The organism is Micromonospora sp. NPDC005324, assembly GCF_040607155.1.
Classification (GTDB): Bacteria; Actinomycetota; Actinomycetes; order Mycobacteriales; family Micromonosporaceae; genus Micromonospora; species Micromonospora trifolii.
The window spans coordinates 92747-111389 of record NZ_JBEXGE010000016.1 but is presented as its reverse complement, the minus strand read 5'-3'; the positions used below and the strand labels follow the sequence as shown (position 1 = coordinate 111389).

General features: G+C 69.4%; 20 protein-coding genes. 12 read left to right on the top strand and 8 right to left on the bottom strand.

Annotation, left to right across the window (positions count from 1 at the left end; all coding sequences use genetic code 11):
• Positions 1-146: 146 nt before the first annotated feature.
• From ABZS40_RS18515 to ABZS40_RS18495, 5 genes are all read right to left on the bottom strand, one after another.
• The gene (locus tag ABZS40_RS18515; RefSeq protein WP_354944430.1) at positions 147-932 is read right to left on the bottom strand and encodes a hypothetical protein; all 786 of its coding nucleotides are present in this window, start codon (positions 930-932) and stop codon (positions 147-149) included.
• Positions 929-1354: a hypothetical protein gene (locus tag ABZS40_RS18510; protein ID WP_354944429.1), complete on the bottom strand. Its 426-nt coding sequence runs from the start codon at positions 1352-1354 to the stop codon at positions 929-931. The genes ABZS40_RS18515 and ABZS40_RS18510 overlap by 4 nt, the downstream gene beginning before the upstream one ends.
• A 245-nt stretch (positions 1355-1599) precedes the next feature.
• Positions 1600-2283, bottom strand: a complete 684-nt coding sequence (locus ABZS40_RS18505) for a hypothetical protein (protein WP_354944428.1) — start codon at positions 2281-2283, stop codon at positions 1600-1602.
• Positions 2284-2665: 382 nt separating this feature from the next.
• Entirely contained in the window at positions 2666-3049 is a 384-nt protein-coding gene (locus tag ABZS40_RS18500) for a hypothetical protein (RefSeq protein WP_354944427.1), read from the bottom strand.
• A gap of 456 nt (positions 3050-3505) precedes the next feature.
• On the bottom strand, positions 3506-4615 hold the full coding sequence (locus ABZS40_RS18495) for a hypothetical protein (RefSeq protein ID WP_354944426.1): 1110 nt from the start codon (positions 4613-4615) through the stop codon (positions 3506-3508).
• 674 nt (positions 4616-5289) lie between these two features.
• On the opposite strand from ABZS40_RS18495, the gene ABZS40_RS18490 reads away from it, so the two are divergent.
• The 10 genes from ABZS40_RS18490 to ABZS40_RS18445 all read left to right on the top strand — a co-directional run bounded on the left by ABZS40_RS18490 (position 5290) and on the right by ABZS40_RS18445 (position 13766).
• Positions 5290-6480: a serine hydrolase domain-containing protein gene (locus ABZS40_RS18490; protein ID WP_354944425.1), complete on the top strand. Its 1191-nt coding sequence runs from the start codon at positions 5290-5292 to the stop codon at positions 6478-6480.
• 90 nt (positions 6481-6570) lie between these two features.
• A complete protein-coding gene (locus tag ABZS40_RS18485) occupies positions 6571-7125 on the top strand; it encodes a sigma-70 family RNA polymerase sigma factor (protein ID WP_354944424.1) in 555 nt (184 codons plus the stop codon).
• Positions 7125-8126 carry a CU044_5270 family protein gene (locus ABZS40_RS18480; RefSeq protein WP_354944423.1) on the top strand — a complete coding sequence of 334 codons (1002 nt, stop codon included), beginning with the start codon at positions 7125-7127 and terminating at the stop codon, positions 8124-8126. The genes ABZS40_RS18485 and ABZS40_RS18480 overlap by 1 nt, the downstream gene beginning before the upstream one ends.
• 220 nt (positions 8127-8346) lie before the next feature.
• Complete coding sequence (ssd, locus tag ABZS40_RS18475; RefSeq protein ID WP_354944422.1) at positions 8347-9450, top strand: septum site-determining protein Ssd; 1104 nt, start codon at positions 8347-8349, stop codon at positions 9448-9450.
• Complete coding sequence (locus ABZS40_RS18470; protein WP_354944421.1) at positions 9447-10658, top strand: TadA family conjugal transfer-associated ATPase; 1212 nt, start codon at positions 9447-9449, stop codon at positions 10656-10658. Before ssd ends, ABZS40_RS18470 begins: the two co-directional genes overlap by 4 nt.
• Complete coding sequence (locus tag ABZS40_RS18465; protein ID WP_354944420.1) at positions 10655-11953, top strand: hypothetical protein; 1299 nt, start codon at positions 10655-10657, stop codon at positions 11951-11953. Before ABZS40_RS18470 ends, ABZS40_RS18465 begins: the two co-directional genes overlap by 4 nt.
• Complete coding sequence (locus tag ABZS40_RS18460; RefSeq protein ID WP_354944419.1) at positions 11950-12687, top strand: type II secretion system F family protein; 738 nt, start codon at positions 11950-11952, stop codon at positions 12685-12687. The genes ABZS40_RS18465 and ABZS40_RS18460 overlap by 4 nt, the downstream gene beginning before the upstream one ends.
• 22 nt (positions 12688-12709) lie before the next feature.
• Complete coding sequence (locus ABZS40_RS18455) at positions 12710-12877, top strand: DUF4244 domain-containing protein (RefSeq protein WP_081883916.1); 168 nt, start codon at positions 12710-12712, stop codon at positions 12875-12877.
• Positions 12874-13347: a TadE family type IV pilus minor pilin gene (locus ABZS40_RS18450; protein WP_354944418.1), complete on the top strand. Its 474-nt coding sequence runs from the start codon at positions 12874-12876 to the stop codon at positions 13345-13347. The genes ABZS40_RS18455 and ABZS40_RS18450 overlap by 4 nt, the downstream gene beginning before the upstream one ends.
• Positions 13347-13766, top strand: a complete 420-nt coding sequence (locus ABZS40_RS18445; protein WP_354944417.1) for an Rv3654c family TadE-like protein — start codon at positions 13347-13349, stop codon at positions 13764-13766. The genes ABZS40_RS18450 and ABZS40_RS18445 overlap by 1 nt, the downstream gene beginning before the upstream one ends.
• A gap of 356 nt (positions 13767-14122) precedes the next feature.
• Here the strand turns inward: ABZS40_RS18445 and ABZS40_RS18440 are convergent, their stop codons facing one another.
• The 3 genes from ABZS40_RS18440 to ABZS40_RS18430 all read right to left on the bottom strand — a co-directional run bounded on the left by ABZS40_RS18440 (position 14123) and on the right by ABZS40_RS18430 (position 17547).
• Positions 14123-14701: a hypothetical protein gene (locus ABZS40_RS18440; RefSeq protein WP_354944416.1), complete on the bottom strand. Its 579-nt coding sequence runs from the start codon at positions 14699-14701 to the stop codon at positions 14123-14125.
• A 165-nt stretch (positions 14702-14866) separates the two neighbouring features.
• Positions 14867-15076: a hypothetical protein gene (locus ABZS40_RS18435; RefSeq protein WP_030334221.1), complete on the bottom strand. Its 210-nt coding sequence runs from the start codon at positions 15074-15076 to the stop codon at positions 14867-14869.
• Positions 15077-15174: 98 nt separating this feature from the next.
• Complete coding sequence (locus tag ABZS40_RS18430; RefSeq protein WP_354944465.1) at positions 15175-17547, bottom strand: DEAD/DEAH box helicase; 2373 nt, start codon at positions 17545-17547, stop codon at positions 15175-15177.
• Positions 17548-17735: 188 nt separating this feature from the next.
• Between ABZS40_RS18430 and ABZS40_RS18425 the strand changes: the two genes are divergently transcribed.
• Both ABZS40_RS18425 and ABZS40_RS18420 read left to right on the top strand, forming a co-directional pair.
• Positions 17736-18092 (top strand): STAS domain-containing protein, encoded by a 357-nt coding sequence (locus tag ABZS40_RS18425; protein ID WP_091395433.1) that lies wholly within the window; start codon positions 17736-17738, stop codon positions 18090-18092.
• Entirely contained in the window at positions 18089-18526 is a 438-nt protein-coding gene (locus tag ABZS40_RS18420; protein ID WP_030334228.1) for an ATP-binding protein, read from the top strand. The genes ABZS40_RS18425 and ABZS40_RS18420 overlap by 4 nt, the downstream gene beginning before the upstream one ends.
• The last annotated feature ends 117 nt before the right edge of the window (positions 18527-18643 follow it).

Below are 18643 nucleotides of genomic sequence, written 5' to 3'. Positions count from 1 at the left end.
GACCTTGATGGCTGCGGCGGACTGATTGGCAGGCACCAGTGCGTGACTGCGCAGGCCATCGAGCTGCGTTGGTTGCGTGAGGTCCAAGTGGTCTCAGGTCTACATTTAACAGGCCCATTGGATTGCACTCAGCCTCAGCTAACATGTTATCTTTCCACTATCGTGTCTGACGGCATTGCTTGCAGGACCTTGCGGGCCTTCGTAAGCTGCCGGGAAATCTTTCTTTCCAGGTCTGCCAATGCCTCAGCGCTCAAATCCAAACCTCCTTCGTGGGCTATCCGATTCCGCGCATGCAATCCGACTCGGATGTCGAGTAAGTCATTATCCGACAATTGGGCTGCTTCTGCATACCGCTCGATTACCAGTTTAAGTGGCAGGCGATCGACACCCTCAACGTCACCTGTGCCGATTGAGCGCATCGCCTTTTCGAGCAACGCCCAATTCCTTACTAGCTCGATTTGATTCAGTCGGGCTTCGAGTACGTTGACGAGCCCGGCATGCTTGCGGGCCCGCCTCTCGAAATAAACGCCTACGGCAGAGAGGAGGGTTCCCAGGAAGCCAATAACGATAGCGATATTGTAAGGGGCGGTAACGTCGAAGCGGTGCCGCAAAGAGGTCAGCAGCACAAGAGCGACGCCGGTCACCAGCATTGCGGAAGCACCGATGGTCACGAGCAAGTCTGTGCGGCTGGCCCTTCTCTCCGACTGGTGAATATGGTGATGGCTATCCCAAGTGGCGTAGCGCAACTTTGTCGCGGCCGTCTCGATGTCGCTGACAGTTATTTCGGAATCTGTAATGCCTCGCGCAGCCTGTTCCTGAAGGGCGTGTGCAACGATGCTGGTGCGCCAATCTTCGAGCAGCCGCCGCAGGTAAATTGCAGCTTCGGGGCCGACTCGTGCGGCGCTAGGGTCAACTTGAGACAGATCACTCATGACTCCGACCCCTTAGTGTGACTCAACAGCGCTACCGACGCACAAACCACAAAACCGATCGCGCCCCACGGTTTCGTGATGTTGTTAACGAAATGTCCTCCAACAAAAGTTGCAAGCAATGTTAGCGTCGTCCACGCTATTAAGCTCTTTGGTTTTTTGGGTCTGATATAGCCTCGACGCTGCCAGATGTCCAAGTGACTGATAAGGCTGGGAGTGATCATCGGGACAGCCGAGCCGCCGGCAGTGTCAGCTTCAAGTCGTCGTGCTTCCTCAATCAACTCAGATCCTCGCTTCGCAAGAACATCGGCAAGGGCTCTGGTGGTCTCGGCGGGGAGGCTTCCTAGTCCCACGATCGTCAGGTGCAAGAAGTCCGCTGTATTCTGCTCGGGCGTCATCGCATTGCTCGCCTGCAGCTCGGTCACTCGGCCGGTGTCGTTGTCCGGCGTCTGCCTTGGCTGGGCGACGTGCCGCGGGCTTGCGTCCACGCTGCTCCCGGTCACTCGGAGGTGGATGTCGACTCGCCGCCGATTCTACAGTCGACAGCTAGGTCGATCCGTGCAGCGAGCCGGCGATATCCGCGCGACCGCGACCGGTCCGGCTGGCCGAGCTCAAGACGGGACGTGACCAGCCTGCCGCAGGTCACGCGAGGGCAGGTTTAAGTTCCGCCTCAACTCCCCGACTTGCAGCCCAGGAGGTACTCCAAGCAATAACGGCCGAAGGGTGTGACCGCCCATGCGGCGTTGCCGTCATCGCGAGCGACTCGGTTGTCCGCTATGCCGTGACGCACGAGCGTGGCCATGATTGGCACGACCCCAGCAGCAAGGTGCGGGAACTGCTCCCCAAGTTGCGACTGAAGTGCGACCCCCGGCTCATCGGTCATACCTTCGGGCCGAGGGGGAAGCGGACCATTCACCACGGCGTCCAGCACTCGGACATGAGCAGCTTCAAGATCTGCCAACGCCGCGACGACCAAGACGCCTAGATCAAGATGGGCGTCATCTCGGAGATTTTCCGTCAGTACGACAGCGAGTGCGTTGACCTTGTGCTCGTACATCGTGCTGTATGCGGCTTGAATCGCCCCCGTAGTCAACATCAGTCGACCGTCTTTGCTCTTGGCCCATTCCTCAAACTCGTCGGCGGAGAGGCCGGCGGACTCGGTGACGGCCTCGACAAGCCGCTCGACGTTACGGAGTCCGCGACGGTCTCGAACGGTTGCAAGCTCAAGTGCCGGCTTGAGGAGGGCGGCCCCGAGGGCGCCCACGGGGCCGGCCACTGCCAGGCCGAGGCCAACAGTGCCAACCTCGATGGCGGTCCGGGCAGTGAGTTGCCCTGCGGCTTCACGCTTCGTCATATCGTCTGCCTAGCTTGCGGTGTCAAGGTGAACACACTGCATTGCCCGAGGCGGGATGGTGACAGCCTGATCCGCAAGATCCGCAAGATCCGGAACATGCGCGGAATGATCAAGCGCACCGTCAGCGAGTCAGTGCATGCACATCCTGGTAGAAGTAGGACTCGCTGGCTGAGCGCTACTCCCTTGCTAAGCCGTGTGTCCTAACGCCGGAAGCGGCGAGCTACGTCGGATCCGCTCGGGACACACAGGGGGCACAAGACAGCGTGAAACGTCGGCAACCAGCCATCAACGACCTGAGCCCTGGAGCGAGCGTGACCAGCGCGTCGACCAGGCCGCCGCAGGCCAGGCGAAAGGCCGTCTAGGTTCCGCTTCAACGTCTGAGTCAGGAGTTCTTGGCTCGGACGAAGTCCGCGTAGTCCTCTCCGGCAACCCCGTGGTTGACCCAACGGTGCGGTGACGCCCCGGTCGTACGCTCTGCTAGCTCCACCGCTTCGGCTGGGTCCTGCACATGCCCGACGACGCGGCCAGGTCCGGGCTCGTCCTCGCCTTCTGGATCAAGCGGCGGGAGCACCGACAGGTCGCGAGAATTCTCGTCGTCCAGGTCCTGCACGTCATGGACTGACAGGTTGTAGCCGTCTTGCCATGGCCAGATCACGACCCAGCGGATGCCTTCAATGCCCTTCAGCGTGATGGGTCCGAGAAACTGCTCGACCTCCTTCCTGCGCTGGAGTGTGCCAAGGAGGAAGGACCGGCTGAGGTATCGCACGCTCGGAGGCTACCGGCCGCAGAAGCGGATGCCGTGTTGCTGTCGACAGCAACGGCGACAGCAACCGCGTCGGACGAGAAGGGACTCAGCCAGACAGTGGCGGATCGCCGCCCGAGGCCAGAGACACACGCGAACCGGCGCGGACGTTGCGCCCAGAACTTGTAAGCGAGACGTCGCCTAGACCTGGCACGCAACGTCTGATCCGGCGGGTGATGGGCGATACCACTGCCGAAACAGTCTCTTTAGGATCAAGGCGGCCCGCAAGCGGGCCGCGCCGGCCGCGCTCGGCCTGCTGGCGGCGCAAGCGCCGGCACCGGCCGGCGCGCCGGCCGATAAGAGCCTTTGCCTCCGGCGGGGGCCAGACGACTCCGAGATGGAGTTGCCGAACGGTTCCGGTGCGTGGGTGGTGAGATGCCATCCCGCCAGCCTGGGTCGGCGGCAGACGGGATGGCGAGATCAAAGCGCAGGGGTTGGCTCACTGGTTGCGAGAGCCCCCAAATCCAACACACGCGGAGTGTTTGCCTTCCAGCGAATTTTTGTCAGCTTCTCAGGCGTGATGTCATCGAGAGTGCCGACGATTAGAAGTAGTGGAATCTCAATCTCCGCTAGCTCCTCTAATGCTTGCCAAACTCGTGATACCGCGAGCGAGCTCGGCATCGCCCGTTCCGCCGGAAATAGCGTCTGCTGACCGAACTCGCCGTCAGTGTCAATCACGAAAAACACGACAGGCAGAAAGAATTGTTTAAATTCCGTCTTTGCGGCACGCCGAGCCCTGGCCGACCAAGCTATCGACTCGTCCACTCGCATGCGTATTGAGGTTCTCTGCGGTCGAATTACCCTCACGTCTACCAGGAGATTGGGAATTTTCGGGTTCCGAGAGGTCACCGCCGCATCCACGTGGGTGCCGCCGATTCGAACTTCAGGAACGATGTCTAGTTCTTCGCCGTACGTGGACTTGAGTACGTGCCTGATGTCTTGAACCGCTTTTTGGGTCAGTTTGCCGAGGCTGGACGGGGTCGGCCTAGTTGGCGCCGCGACGGTCGATGAGTTCTCCGAGCTTGGCGTAGGTTCACCAGTTTCGACTACCTCCGCTGTCGAAGGCGCATCGTCCTCGACCGTCGGATCTGCAGCTTGCTCTTTCTCTTCGCGGATCAGTTCTGCGGCCTCGGGCGACTCTTGGTGATTCCGCAGCAGGACGAGAGTCTCCTGATAGGTCTTCTCTCGTTCGGCTTCGATTTTGGCAACCTCAGCTATTTCGCGGTTATCCGTTCGGCTCTGCTGCCGATTCCAAAGCACTGCACCCCATACGATGAAGCATAGGCCGACAACTGCTAATGTTATGGATGCGTAAGGCCAATAATGCAGCATGAAAGCCATTTGGTTCTGTTGCGCCCGGATGGCCTCTCGGGCTTCAGGGTTAAGGGCTAGAAACTCCTTCTGCGAGATCTTGAGAGTTGATTGGTTCCGGAGTAGAAGGACGGGTATCCCGACTCCCACACCGCAGGCGACGCCGCCTACGCTGACGAGGAACTTATGAAAGTCGGTGTACTGAAGGCTGGGCAGCACCGCGCCACACTAGATGACTCGGCCACATATTGCTGTCGTCTGGCCGACGCAACCGCTAGAACATCGGTTTGACCGGAATGGAGGTGGCAGTACAGCCATCGGTACAGCCAAGCCAGCCGACCGAGGCGGTTGTGAGCGGACGCGAACCGACAAGACGAGCAGGTCAGCAGCACTGGCAGACGCCGACCGACAGCAGTCTTGATCTTTGCAAGGCAGGGTTCCGGGAATTGGCTGCGCGCTCGCGGACTGCCCTGCGGGCGGCCTCCGGCCGTCCTCGGGCGCCCGCAGCGCGTCGTTCGAGAGTCAGCGGATCGTCAGCGAACGCCGTACCGCGCGGTGACTTTCGATCATGCTCGACGGCACGGCCGCTACGTCTGGCCACGCGGTACGGCACCCGATCACACTCGCTGCTACGTCAGGTCACTTTCCCCCCGACGGGGGTCGTCCCTTTCTGCTGGAAACGCTCCACCGCAGAAGCGCGAGCTGCCCGGCAGCCGGTGTGGCCCCACGGCTCGATGCGTGACACAACCTCGCAACGTGCAGCGCTCGGGTGATGAGGCGGTCTGGCGATGTGGGGTACTGCTCGGACGGGGTCCCCTCCCAGCTCGTTGCGGACGGTGCGACCGCGGCCTGCCGTGTAATTTGCCAAACGGGGCGAGCTGAGGAGGTAACAGGTGGCCGCTGGCGGCTTCTCGTCGAAACGGATGGCTCGGCTGCAAGGGTTGCTTGAGCGCCACGTCGAGTCCGCCTTCGTCCCGGGCATGGTGGTCGTCCTCGCCCGGCACGGCGAGGTGCACGTCGAGGCGGCGGGTCATCTCGCGTTCGAGGGCGCAGGGTCGCAGACACCGATGGCGGTCGACACGATCTGTCGCCTGGGCTCGATGTCGAAGCCGATCGTCGCCGCGTGTGCGATGACCCTCGTCGAGGACTGCACCCTCCGCCTCGACGACCCGGTCGACGATCTCCTCCCAGAGTTGGCGGACATGACAGTGCTCGCCGATCCCCACGGCCCACTGGACGACACCGTCCCGGCGGAACGCCCGATAACGTTGCGGGACGTCCTGGACGGCACCCTTGGCACCGGCATGGTCCCCGCCGAGCCGGGAACGGTGCCGATCGCCGACGCGCTGAACGCACTCGAATATCAGTCGCCGGACGAGTGGATCCGCCAGCTCGGTGACCTTCCGCTCGTCCACCAGCCAGGTGAACGCTGGATGTACGACGCCGCCGCCAACGTGACCGGCGTGCTCATCGCCCGGGCGACCGGCATGTCCTTCGGGGATGCCATCCGTGAGCGGGTCTGCAAGCCACTGGGGATGGCCGACACCGCCTTCAACGTGGGCAGCGAGAACATCGGTCGGTTCGCGACGGCGTACGAGCAGGACAACGCCGCCACCGGCGAGCCGGTTGTCGAAGACGCTCCCGACGGGCGGTTCGGTCGACCGCGGGTGTTCGAGTCCGGTGGCGGCGGGCTCGTCTCGACCGCCCAGGACTATCTCGCCTTCGCCTCGGCTCTGCTCGCGGGCGGCGCCCACCGCGGCGAGCGGGTGCTGTCGCGGCCGGCTGTGTCGCTGATGACGAGCGACCACCTGACCCCGACGCAGAAGGCCATCTCCGGGTTCTGGCCGGGATACTTCGACGCCATCGGTTGGGGGTTCGGAATGTCGGTCCGGACCCGCCGTACGCACCTCGGGCCCTCGGTCGGCAGCTACGGATGGCCCGGCTTCTACGGCACGGCCTGGTACAACGACCCCGCCGAGGACCTGACGACGATCGTGTTCATGCAGCGGGCGCACGCGGGCGACCAGCAGCTCCCGATGTGGCACGACTTCTGGACCACCGTCTACCAGGCGATCGACGACTGACCGCAGCGTTCGTTTCCCGCCCGGGCGGTAATCCCGGGGCCCTCAGCGACACAAGCCACTGTGAGAGTCGCCGAGGCAATGGGGGTTCGGGTGGGTCCACCAAAGAAGCGGGACGAGGGCTGGTTCACCAGTCTCTACGCCGCCGAGTACGAGCACATAGTCCGATACGGCCTGCGCCGGCTTGTTGACCTGGATGCCTCGGCGGAGCTTGCCCAGGAGGTCTTCGTCGTCGCCTGGCGTCGCCGCGTCGAGGTGCCGGACCGCAGCCTGCCCTGGCTGTACGGGGTGGCCCGGCGCCTTCTGGCGAACCAGTGGCGGTCGCGACGTAGCGCCCCGGACCTCCTTCCGATCACCGATGTCGACCTCGAGCGACTGGCCGGATCGTCGGGTGCAGACACGAGCGTCGGAGTGGCCGACCTCTGGACCGCGATGGCCACCCTCAACGACCTCGACCAGGAAATCCTCCGGCTGGTCGGCTGGGAGGAGCTGACGGTGTCCGAGGCGGCCAAGGTTCTCGGTTGCACCGGGGCGACCGCCGCAGTGCGCCTGCATCGCGCCCGCCGTCGTCTTGCCTCAGCAATGTCAGACCGGCCCGCGCAGACCCGGCGTCGGCCGGTGTTGGCGACCATTCGAGAGGATCTGTGATGTCCGGAACAGAGCGCACCCGTACTCTTCTGGGCCCGGCCGACCCGGCCCGGAACGCCGCCGTCGGGCCGCCGCTGGTCTCGGCGCGCGAGCTGATCGACCGCGCCAGCGTTACCGAAACGGTCGCCGTGCGTCGTCGCGTACGCCCGACCCGCCGGCTGGTCCTCACGGCCGGCACGCTCGCGGTCGCGGCCGGTGCCGTGGCGGCGCTCCAGCCGTTCGATGCGGCCACACCGGACACCCCGGGGTCGGCGACGGGCACAGTGCTCGTGCCGGTCGCGTACCAGTTCGACGCGGATCCGCCGGCGGCGGGCACGCAGCTTCGCCTGCTGGCCGACAAGATCAAAGATGCGGGGTACGACCATCAGAGCGGGCGCTACATGTACCACCACACGAAGGTGTGGGGCGACCCGGTGATGACCTCGGCCGACGGCCGCCACCACGTCGCCTTCGCCGACGAGACGAAGGTCTGGCAGGCCGCCGACGGGACCGGTAGCCAGGCCAACACCCAGCTCGAGCCGCAGTACCCCGATCAGGAGTCACGGACCTACTGGCAGCGCAGACTCGATTCGCAGCCAGCGGTCGGCAGCACCCCCGCTCCCAACAGGTATCCGCTGCCGCCCATGGACCACAGCCCACCGACGGCTGTCCCGACCGAGCTGCGGGAACTGCTGAAGGTCGAGTACGGCGCAGGGGCGGCGAGCAAGGAGGTCAGCACGCTCTACGGCCGGTACGTCGTTCCGCGTGCGACCCGAGCGGCGGTCCTGCGGGTCCTCGCCGACGTGCCCGGCTTCCGCTGGCGGGGGCAGGTCACGGACCGCGCCGGTCGGAGCGGAGTCGCCGTCACCTTCGACGACCGCGAACACGATGCGCAATCTCTTCTGGTCTTCGATCCGAAGACGGGCGAATTGCTCGCTCATGAGCGGTTGACGCTGTCGCCCGTGCGGATCAGCTCGTACAAGGTGATCCTCGATGCCGCCTGGACCGACCGGGTCGGCTGACCGCCGAGGTGTGGGGCCGCTCCTTCCGGGAGCGGCCCCGATGTCTTTCCCGCAGCGGCAGTAGCTGCGGAGTTGCCCGCGCTCGTAGCAGATCAACTGTCTCAGCGGGGGTTTTCCACAGCCCACCAGGTTGTCCACAGGCAACGACATCGGGGCGGCTCACGGGGCGGAATCCGAGCAGGGTCGGCGGCATACCACAGCCCGACCGCTGGAGGCCGCGATGCCACCCCGTACCTCGGTTCCGCCGATCCGCCGGCTCCCGCTGGTCGTCACCGGCGACGACGATCTTCTCGATGATGTGCTCCGGCTCGCCGCCGTCGGCGGGACCGAGGTGGAGCTTGCCCGCGACCCAGCGGCTGCCCGTACCCGTTGGCTTCCCGCACCCCTGGTGCTACTCGGTGCCGACCAGGCGCAGGCGTGCCTGCGCGCCCGGTTGCCGCAGCGGCCCCGGCTGGTGCTGCTCGGCCGGGCGGGTCAGCTCGACCCCGGCTGGCAGATCGCCGAGCTGATCGGGGCCGAGCACGTCGCCACGCTGCCGGCTGCGGAGCCGTGGCTGGTGGATCGGTTCGCCGAGCATGACCCGGACCGTCCGGCCGGCGTCGGCGCCCGGGTCGTCGCGGTCCTTGGTGGTCGGGGCGGTGCGGGCGCGAGTGTGCTCGCCGGTGGCCTTGCGGTGACCGCCGCCCGGGCCCGACTACGCACTCTGCTGGTCGACGCCGACCCGCTCGGTGGTGGCCTCGACCTCGTGCTCGGCTGGGAGCAGTTAGAAGGCCTGCGCTGGCCGTCGCTCACCAGCGCCGACGGGCGGGTGGACGCCCCGGCGCTGGTGCAGGCCCTGCCCAGCCGGGGTGATCTCGTGGTGCTCTCCTGGGACCGCGGCGAGATGCTGGCGTTGCCGGCGACGGCGATGGCGGCGACCGTCGACGCGGCCCGGCGCGGGCGGGACTTCGTGGTGATCGACCTGCCCCGACAGTTGGACGACGCGGCCGTAGTGGCGTTGCAAGCCGCCGACCAGGCGTTCGTCGTCGTGCCGGCCGAGTTGCGGGCCACTGCGGCGGCCACTCGGGTGGTGGCTGCGGCCGCCCCGCACTGTGCTGCGCTCTCGGTGGTGGTGCGCGGGCCCGCCCCGGGGCGGCTGCGAGCGACCGAGGTGGCACGCGCGCTGGGTCTCCCGCTGGCCGGCACGCTGCGCCCCGAGCCGGGGCTCTGCCGGGGGCTGGAACGGGGCGAGGCGCCGGCCGCCGGGGGCAAGGGCCCACTGGCCGCGCTCTGCCAACGGATCGTCACTGACCTCACCGGCGTGCCGGCTACGGGTGCGGCATGACCGCCGGGCCGGAGGACGGCACGCTCGCCGCCCGGGTACGGCAACGGATCGCCGCCGCCACCACCCCGGTCACCGCGGCGGCAATCGTTTCCGCTGTACGGGCCGAGCCCGCCGCCGCGGTGCTCGGTGACACCGCCATGCTGCGGATCGCCGACCGGGTGCGCGACGACCTCGTCGGCGCCGGGCCGTTGGCTCCGCTGCTCGCCGACCCGGAGGTCACCGACGTCCTCGTCAACGGCGCGCGGGTCTGGGTCGACCGCGGGTCGGGGCTGCACCAGGTCGCCGTCCCCCTGGGCTCGGTGGAGGACGTCCGCCGTTTGGCGCAGCGGCTGATCGCCAGCGCGGGGCGCCGGCTCGACGACGGCTCCCCGTACGCGGACGCGCGGCTTCCCGACGGCACCCGACTGCACGCCGTGCTGCCGCCGGTGGCGACCGAAGGTCCCTACCTGTCCCTGCGGACCTTCCGACACCGGCCGTTCACTCTCGACGAGTTGGTGCGTCAGGGCACCGTGCCGCGACCGCTGGCACCACTACTTGCCGCAGTCGTCGCGGCCCGGCTGGCGTACCTGGTGACCGGGGGCACGGGGTCGGGCAAGACGACCCTGCTCAACACCCTGCTGGGAATGGTGCCGGCCACCGAACGGATCGTGCTGGTGGAGGACGCCGCCGAGCTCCGTCCGGGGCATCCGCACGTGGTGGGGCTCCAGGCGCGTACCGCCAATGTGGAGGGGACGGGCGTGGTCAGCCTGGCGGACCTGGTCCGACAGGCGTTGCGGATGCGCCCGGACCGGCTGGTGGTCGGGGAGTGCCGGGGCGGTGAGGTGGTTGACCTGCTGGCCGCGCTCAACACCGGCCATGACGGGGGTGCCGGCACGCTGCACGCCAACACGCCGGCCGATGTGCCGGCCCGGTTGGAGGCCCTGGGCATGTTGGGTGGGCTGCCTCGCGCCGCGCTGCACGCCCAGGTGGCCGCCGCGTTGCAGGTGCTGTTCCAGGTGCGACGCAGCGACCGGGGTCGCGTCCTGGAGTCGGTCTGCCTGCTGCTGCCCGAGGGGCCTGAACGGATGGTGACCGTGGTGCCCGCCTGGGTGCGCGGCAGTGGGCTCGGGCTCGCCGCCCGCGCCCTCGGGGCGCTGCTGCGGGAACGTGGGGTGGCGGTGCCGCCCATCCTCAGCGAGCCGTGGCCCGGATCGGCGGGTCCGGCATGATTGCCGAGACGATGGTGGCGGCGGCACTGCTCCTGGTCGCCGCTGCCCTGGTGGCGTGGCCCGTGCGGAGCATCCGGGCCCGTCGACGTCGCGTGCTGGCACCGGGACGGAGGGGCGGCGGTGCCGATCCGGATGACGCCCTGGTGCAGTGGATCAGGGAACTCGGTCGCACGCCGGACGAGCCGGTGGACGGCACCGGCGCTGCCCCGACCTCGGGTCGTCCGGTCGGCATCGCGTTCGAGTCGGGAACCACCGCGGGTTCCAGCGGTGGGCGGACGGCACTCGGCTGGCCCGACCGGGACGTGACCCGTAGCCCGAGGTGGCCGCAAGCGGCAGGTGGATTCACGCGTCCGGAAGGCCCGACGCGCCCGCCGGCCCGTCGGGATCCGCGACGCCCGACCGGCACCGCCCGGCCGGAGGTGGCCCCCACCACGCTCGATGCCGGACAACGGCCCGGCGCGTCGGCGGCAACGACCACGATCGGTGTCAGCGGTCTGGACATGGACGGTCGGAACGACGTCTGCGGCCTGGCAACCGCCGATGGGCGCGGTGACCTGGACGCTGGCTGTCGGGGCGATGCGTCCGCCGTGGCGGCGGCCGACGAGTGCCCGATCGCCGATTGCCGCGACCACGGGCGCGTCGGCCCGACCGACAGAACGCCGGGCACGCCTCCGTCGGTGCGCATCTCGCGATCGACGGCCCGCGTGCTGCCAGTGGTCGGTCTGCTCGGTGGCGGTGTAGGTGCCGTGGTCGGCGGTCCGGTGGCCGCGGTCGCGCTGGCCGGTTACGGCACGCTGGCCGTGCGCGCCGCGCTGCGCTGGCGAGTGAACCGGAGCGCCGAGCGGGACCGACGACGTGGGCTGGACCAGCTCTGCGGCCTCGCGGCGGATTTGCGGGCTGGCCTGCCCGTCCCACACGCGCTCGACGTCACGGCCGTCGAGAGTGACGGGGCAAACCGCCTACGTCAGCTGACCTCGGCGGCGGTGCGGTTGGCCGACCGGACCGGCGCGCCGCTGGCGGAGCTCGTGGAGCGAATCGAGGCGGACGCTCGGGCGACCGACCGGGGTCTGGCCGCAGCGGCGGCTCAGGCGGCCGGTGCCCGGGCCACGGCCTGGCTACTGGCGGCGTTGCCGATTGGCGGGATCGGGCTCGGGTACGGCATCGGCGTCGACCCCATGGCGGTGCTCCTGCACAGCACGGTCGGCGGCGCCTGCGCGGTCGCTGCGGTCGCCCTGCAGGTCGTGGGCCTCCTCTGGGCGGAACGGCTGGGCGCGACACCGGGACGGGCCGGATGACGCCCCGGAAGCGAGCCGGCCAGCCCAGCTCGGCGGGCCAGCCCAGCTCGGCGGGCCAGCCCAGCTCGGCCAGCCAACGCAGCTCGGCCAGCCAGCCGGGCCCGGCGAACCAGCCCGGCTCAGCGAGCCGGCGGCGGCGGCCGCCGGACGTGATCCGGCTCGCGGCGGTGCTGGGTGGGACTGCCGTGGCGATCGTCGTCGAGGGCTGGCTCGGGCTGCTCTGCGCTCTCCCGGCCGCGTTCCTGCTCGACGTCCTGCTGCGGCGGATCGAACCGCCCGCCGTGCGCAAGCGGCGGCAGCAGGAGGCCGCCGACCTGCCGCTCGGCGCCGATCTCCTGGCCGCGGCGATGCGGGCGGGCGCGCCGGTGGACCGCTCGGTGCTGGCCGTCGCCGAGGCGCTGGACGGGCCGCTCGCCGGCCGGTTGGCCCGGGTCGGCCGCACGCTGCTGCTGGGTGGTGGCCCAGCGGAGGCATGGTCCGCGTTGGACGGAGTGCCCGGCGCCGAGCGCCTGACAGCGGCGGCCTTGCGCTCGGCCAACAGCGGTGCCGCCCTGGCCGGCGCACTGACCCGGCTCGCCGACGACCTGCGCGCCGACCGGGCCACCGCTGCCGAGGCATCGGCCCGCCGGGCAGGTGTGCTCATCGTCCTGCCGCTGGGGCTCTGCTTCCTGCCGGCGTTCATTCTCGCCGGCCTCGTGCCGGTGATCGTCGCCGTTCTCGGCGACGTGCTCTGACCCATCGAGAAGGGAAACAATCATGCGCAAACTCATCGCTCGCCTGCGCGGCGATGCCGGAATGAACACGGCCGAGTACGCCGTGGGCACCCTCGCCGCGGTCGCCTTCGCCGGCATCCTGTTGAAGGTGCTGACCTCCGGCAACGTCCAGTCGGCGCTGACCGCCGTCATTGACCGGGCACTGAAGTGACCGAGCGCCGGCAGGTCGGCCGCGACTCAGGATCGGGCGTTACCGGGCCGGCGGCACGCGGCGGGCGGAGACTTCGCGTCCTCGCCCGGGCGGTTGGCGGGGACCGGCTCGCGCGGGCGGTTGGCGGGGACCGGGGTTCCTTCACCGCCGAACTGGCGGCCGGCCTGCCGGCGCTGCTCCTGCTTCTGCTGGCCGGCCTGACCGCGGTCAACGCCGTCAGCGCACAGGCGGGCTGTCTGCACGCGGCCCGGGAGGCGGCGCTCGCCGCCGCCCGGGGCGCGGACGGCAGCGCGGAGGGTGGTCGCGCGGCACCGCCGGGGGCAGCGGTGTCGGTGTCCGTCGACGGCGACCGGGTGCAGGCGACGGTACGGGCACCCGTCCGGACGTTGGGCGGCCGGCTACCGCGAATCACAGTGGTCGCCACCGCCGTCGCCGCGGTCGAACCGGGCGCTCACGAGGGGAGTGGGTAGTGCGACGAGCTGGCGATCCATCACCCCGCTCCGGTCGCGAACCCGCTGCCGGAGGGCTCCTTGACGGTCGGCCGGGCCCGGAGCGAGGTGGAGCGACGGTCCTGCTGCTGGCGATGGGGCTCGTCTTCGTGGTGTTCGGAACGTTCGGCGCCGCCATCGTCGCCGCCGGGATGGCGAGCCAACGGGCGGCGGTAGCAGCCGACCTCGGCGCGCTGGCCGGGGCAACCCGGGCACTCGACGGCGACGCGGTGGCCTGCGCGTCCGCCGCGGACCTCGCCGGTCGCAACGATGGCCGGCTGGTCGGCTGTCACCTCGACGGGCTGGACCTGCTGGTGACGGTCGAGGTGGCGTTCACGCCACTACCCGGGCTGACCCGGGTGGCCGCGGCGAGCGCCCGCGCCGGCCCGGTGCGTGGCTGAAGGAGCCAGGGCCCTCGTGGGATTGGTGGGCGCTGTGGAGCTGAGTCGTTTTCGACATCAGGCGTGATGCGTTTACGACATCAGCTCCACAGGGGGAGCGGACCCCGACCGGGGGGCCGAGCACCATCGGCCTGCCGCCCCCAAAGACGGTTCAACGGCCTGCCGCCCGAAAACGCGGCCCGACGGCCTGCCGACCGAACGTGTGGTCCAACGGCCTGCCGCCCGGAAGTCGGGGAGCCCACGGCCCGCCGGCCGGGACTGGTCGAGGTCCAGGTCCCGGCCGGCAGCCGAGGAATGGGTGGCCGTGACGGCGACCGCGGAGCATCGCCGCACCGCCCTGGTCCGGGCCGGGTGTGTCAGCGGGCCTGGAGCGCGTCGAGGGCGACGGCCATCGCGATGACCAGACGACGGTCGATCTGCGGGTTCTGCACCTCGACGATGTACTTGTCGCGCAGGCCCCACTTCTTGACCACGGTGAAGACCGGCTGGCCGCCCGCGGTGAAGTCGAAGTGGTACGGCAGCCAGGACAGCGAGTCGACGAATCGACGCAGCAGTGCCACCGGCATGCTTCGCTCCTGGCCCGTCACCTGCGGCAGGCCGCCCTGCTCCACGTGCCAGGTGGACCGCAGCAGCGACTGGGCGAAGTCCTTGCGGAACAGGCCGATCGGGTTGCCAGCCGCGTCGGTGACGTCGTACGTGGCGCCGAGGTCGATGCGCTGGCGGGCCTTGAAGCCGAGCAGAGGCTGCTGCTTGGAGTCGTCCGTGTAGATGGTCACCTGCTCCTTGAAGGCGAGCCGCTTCTGCTGCGCGAACGCCAGCAGCTCACCCTCGGTGCCGTCGGGAGAGACCGCCCGGACCTCGTACTGGTTGACCATCATGCGAAGTCGCTGACGGATGTGGAACTGGTGCTGGCCCTGCAAGTTGTCGAGCTGCATCTGAACTCCTCCGGGATTGGTGCGCCGGAGTCTCGCACAGCCCGACAACCGTCGCGCCCCCTGCTATCCATGATCAGTTGCTGCTGGGTAGCCGTCGGGGTCGCCTGACGACTACCCAGCACGGAGTGATCACTGGTGCCCTAGCAGGATCACTCCCGGGAGACCTCAGCGACTGTCGACGGAGGTCGCGGCCCGCAGCGCCCAGGTGTTCAGCACCTGGTGGATGCCGCGCAGCCGCTCGTTGATCTGTTCCAGCCGTTCCGCCTGAGCCAGGGCGGCCAGTGCCGACCCCAGCGCGATCTGCTGGTCGAGGGTGAGATTGTCCTGGTCGATGGTGTAGAGCAGGTCGACGGTTTCGGCGATGGTGTCGGCCACAGCTTCTCCTCGGGCACGGGGGCGGTCGGCAACATGGGCATCGATGGAAGCGCTCCCACATCATTGTGCCCCGTGCCATGCCGATTCATGCAAGCCGCTCAGTCCGGCAGGTTCGTCAACACCACGTCGAGCACCCGGATCGCGTCCGGCTTGGAGAGGGGATTGTTGCCGTTGCCGCATTTCGGTGACTGCACGCAGGACGGGCAGCCGGCCTCGCAGCCGCACTCCGCGATAGCGTCCCGGGTGGCCCGCAGCCACGCCGCCGCCGTCCCGTACGCCCGCTCGGCGAACCCGGCGCCACCCGGATGCCCGTCGTAGACGAAGACGGTCGGCGCCTCGGTGTCCGGGTGCAGCGCGGTGGAGAGCCCGCCGATGTCCCACCGGTCGCAGGTTGCCATCAGCGGCAGCAGGCCGATCGCGGCGTGTTCGGCGGCGTGTAGCGCACCCGGCACGTCGGCCGGCTGGACCCCGGCGAGGGCCAACGACTGCGGTGACAGGGTGAACCAGACCGCCACCGTGCGCAGCTCCCGGCTGGGCAGGTCGAGCGGCCGGGTGTCGATCACCTCGCCGGTGGCGATCCGCCGCCGCTGGTACGACACCACCTGGCTGGTCACATCCACCTCGCCGAGGAACATGCCGACCGGCCCGGCATCCACGTAGGAGCGCACCGACACCACGGACAGGTCGGTGACGTCGCGGGCGTGGGTGGACCAGTCCGGCTCCTCGGCGCGCACCAGCGCGCAACCGTCGGCCAGGTCCAGTTGGTCCACCACGTACGAGACGCCCTGGTGCAGATAGACCGCGCCGGAGTGCAGCAGGAAGTGCGAGGAACCGCCGTCGACAGTGCCGAGCAGCCGGCCCGTCGACGACTCCACAACGGCGACCGGGGCGCCCCCCTCGCCGCGCAGGTCCACCTCGGGCCGCTCCCGGTGCCGCCAGTACCAACCGGTGGGCCGCTGCCGCAGCGCCCCCGCCGCGACCAGCTCGTCGACCGCCTCCTTCGCCCCCTCGCCGAAGAGCGCCAGGTCAGCCGGGGTGAGCGGCGCCTCCACCGCGGCGCAGGCGAGCTGCGGTGCCAGCACGTACGGGTTGGCCGGGTCGAGGACAGTCGCCTCCACCGGCGCACCGAAGATCGCCTCCGGGTGGTGCACCAGGTAGGTGTCCAGCGGGTCGTCCCGGGCCACCAGCACCGCGAGGGCCTCCTGCCCGGAACGCCCGGCGCGGCCCGCCTGCTGCCACAGCGACGCCCGGGTGCCCGGGTAGCCGCAGATCAGCACCGCGTCGAGCCCGACCAGGTCCACGCCCAGCTCCAGCGCGTTGGTGGAGGCCAGGCCGAGCAGATCGCCGTGCAGCAGGGCCCGTTCCAGCTCGCGCCGTTCCTCCCGCAGGTAGCCGCCCCGGTAGGCGGCCACCCGGTCGCCGAGCCCCGGAACGGCGTCGTCCAGCGCTCGACGCGCGTTGGCGGCCACCACCTCGGCGCCCTTGCGGGAGCGGACGAACGCGAGGGTGCGTACCCCCTCGGCGACCGTGTCGGCGAGCAGGTCCGCGGTCTCGCGCAGCGCCGACCGGCGGACCTGGTGAAGCTCGTCGTGGTCGCCCGTCGCCTGCGGCGGCACCGGGGAGGAGGCCGACGAGTCGGGTGGCAGCAGCGGCGGTTCCCAGAGTGCGAAGGTCACACCACCCCGGGGGGAGGCGTCCTCGGTGACAGCTGTCACCGGCAGGCCGGTCAGCCGTCCGGCCGCGGTGGCCGGGTCGCCGGAGGTGGCCGAGGCGAGCACGAACACCGGGGTGGCCCCGAACCGGGCGCACTGCCGACGCAGCCGACGCAGCACGTGCGCGACGTGCGAGCCGAACACGCCCCGGTAGGTGTGGCACTCGTCGATCACCACGTACGCGAGTCGGCGCAGGAAGCCGGACCACTGGGCGTGCCCGGGCAGGATGCCGTGGTGCAGCATGTCCGGGTTGGTCAGCACGAACCGGGAGTGCCGGCGGATCCACTCCCGCTCAGTGCGCGGGGTGTCCCCGTCGTAGCAGGCGGGGCGTACGCCCTCCAGCTCCAGCGCGGCGACGGCGCGCAACTGGTCCGCGGCGAGCGCCTTGGTCGGCGCCAGGTAGAGCACCGTGGCCCGGGGATCGGCGAGCACTGTGGCCAGGGCGGGCAGCTGGTACGCCAGCGACTTGCCGGACGCGGTGCCGGTGGCGACGACCACGTGCTGGCCCTCGTACGCCAGGTTGGCCGCCTCGGCCTGGTGCTGCCAGGGCGCGACAACGCCACGCCCTGTGAACGCCGCGCGCAACTCCGCCGACGCCCACGACGGCCACGGCGCGGGCACCCCGGCGCGGGCCGGCACCCGCTCGACGTGGGTGACCGGGTCGGCGGCGCCCCGGGCGCGTAGCCGGCGCAGCAGGTCGGCCGGCGTTGGCCCGGGGCCGGGACCAGCGGATACGGTGGCCGCGGACGACGACTCCAGGTCGCGGCGCGGCGTGTGGCGCGCGGAGCTGAAGTCGTCGGAGGTCACGCCCTGCACTCTCGCACTGGTGTTCGGAGATGAAAAGTCGGACACCGGGGTAAGGGGAAGCCGCCGCTGGCCTCCGCAGGCCGTCCCGGCGGTAGTGGTTAGATGCCCACGAGAGTTTACGGCTCTGGCGAGGAGGACCGATGGAGCTGTCACTGGCGACCCGCACCGTGGGCGAGCACACGGTGCTCGAGGTCGGTGGTGAGGTGGACGTCTACACCGCGCCCCGGCTCCGTGAACGACTCCTCGAGCTGATCGACGGTGGTGCTCGTCACGTGGTGGTCGACCTCGGTCGGGTGGATTTCCTCGACTCCACCGGGCTGGGCGTGCTGGTCGGCGCGCTCAAGCGGCTCCGCTCGGCGAGCGGTTCGTTCGCGCTGGTCTGCGACAAGGAGCCGCTGCTCAAGATCTTCCGGATCACCGCGCTGGACCAGGTGTTTCCGCTGCACCCGACGGTCGACGCGGCGATCAGCGCCGACTCGGCGGGCGCCGGCGCGTGATGGCGACAGTCAAGCTCTCGTTCTCGCCCGCCCCGGTGCACGTGCGCACCGCCCGCCTGGTCGGCGTCGCCGTCGCCCGGCGGGCCGGCGTGCGGGAGGACCTGCTGGACGAGGTGCGCCTGGCCATCGGTGAGGCGTGCACGCGCGCGGTGGCCCTGCACCGGCAGTACGGCCTGGCCGACCCGGTGCTGGTGGAGATGTCCGACGGCGGCTCGTACGCCGTGCGGGTGGTGGACCGGGCGCCGATCGAGGCGGGTATCGGTCTGACCGCGCTGCCGCCGGACGAGCTGGCCAACGAGTCGCTGACCGATGAGGCGCTGACCACCGGCGTCGGCTTCGCGCTGCTCGCCGGTTTCGTCGAGGACCTCCAGGTGCGCCCTGTCGACGAGGGCATCGGCACCGAGGTACGGATGGTGTGGCCGGTCGGCCGCTGACCCAGTTCCGCTGCGTAGGCCGCGTCCCCTGCTGGGGATGCGGCCTTCTTTGCATGGATCGGGCCCTATATCAGATTTCGTTTCATAACACAGCGACGAAGATCATCGCGACACGGT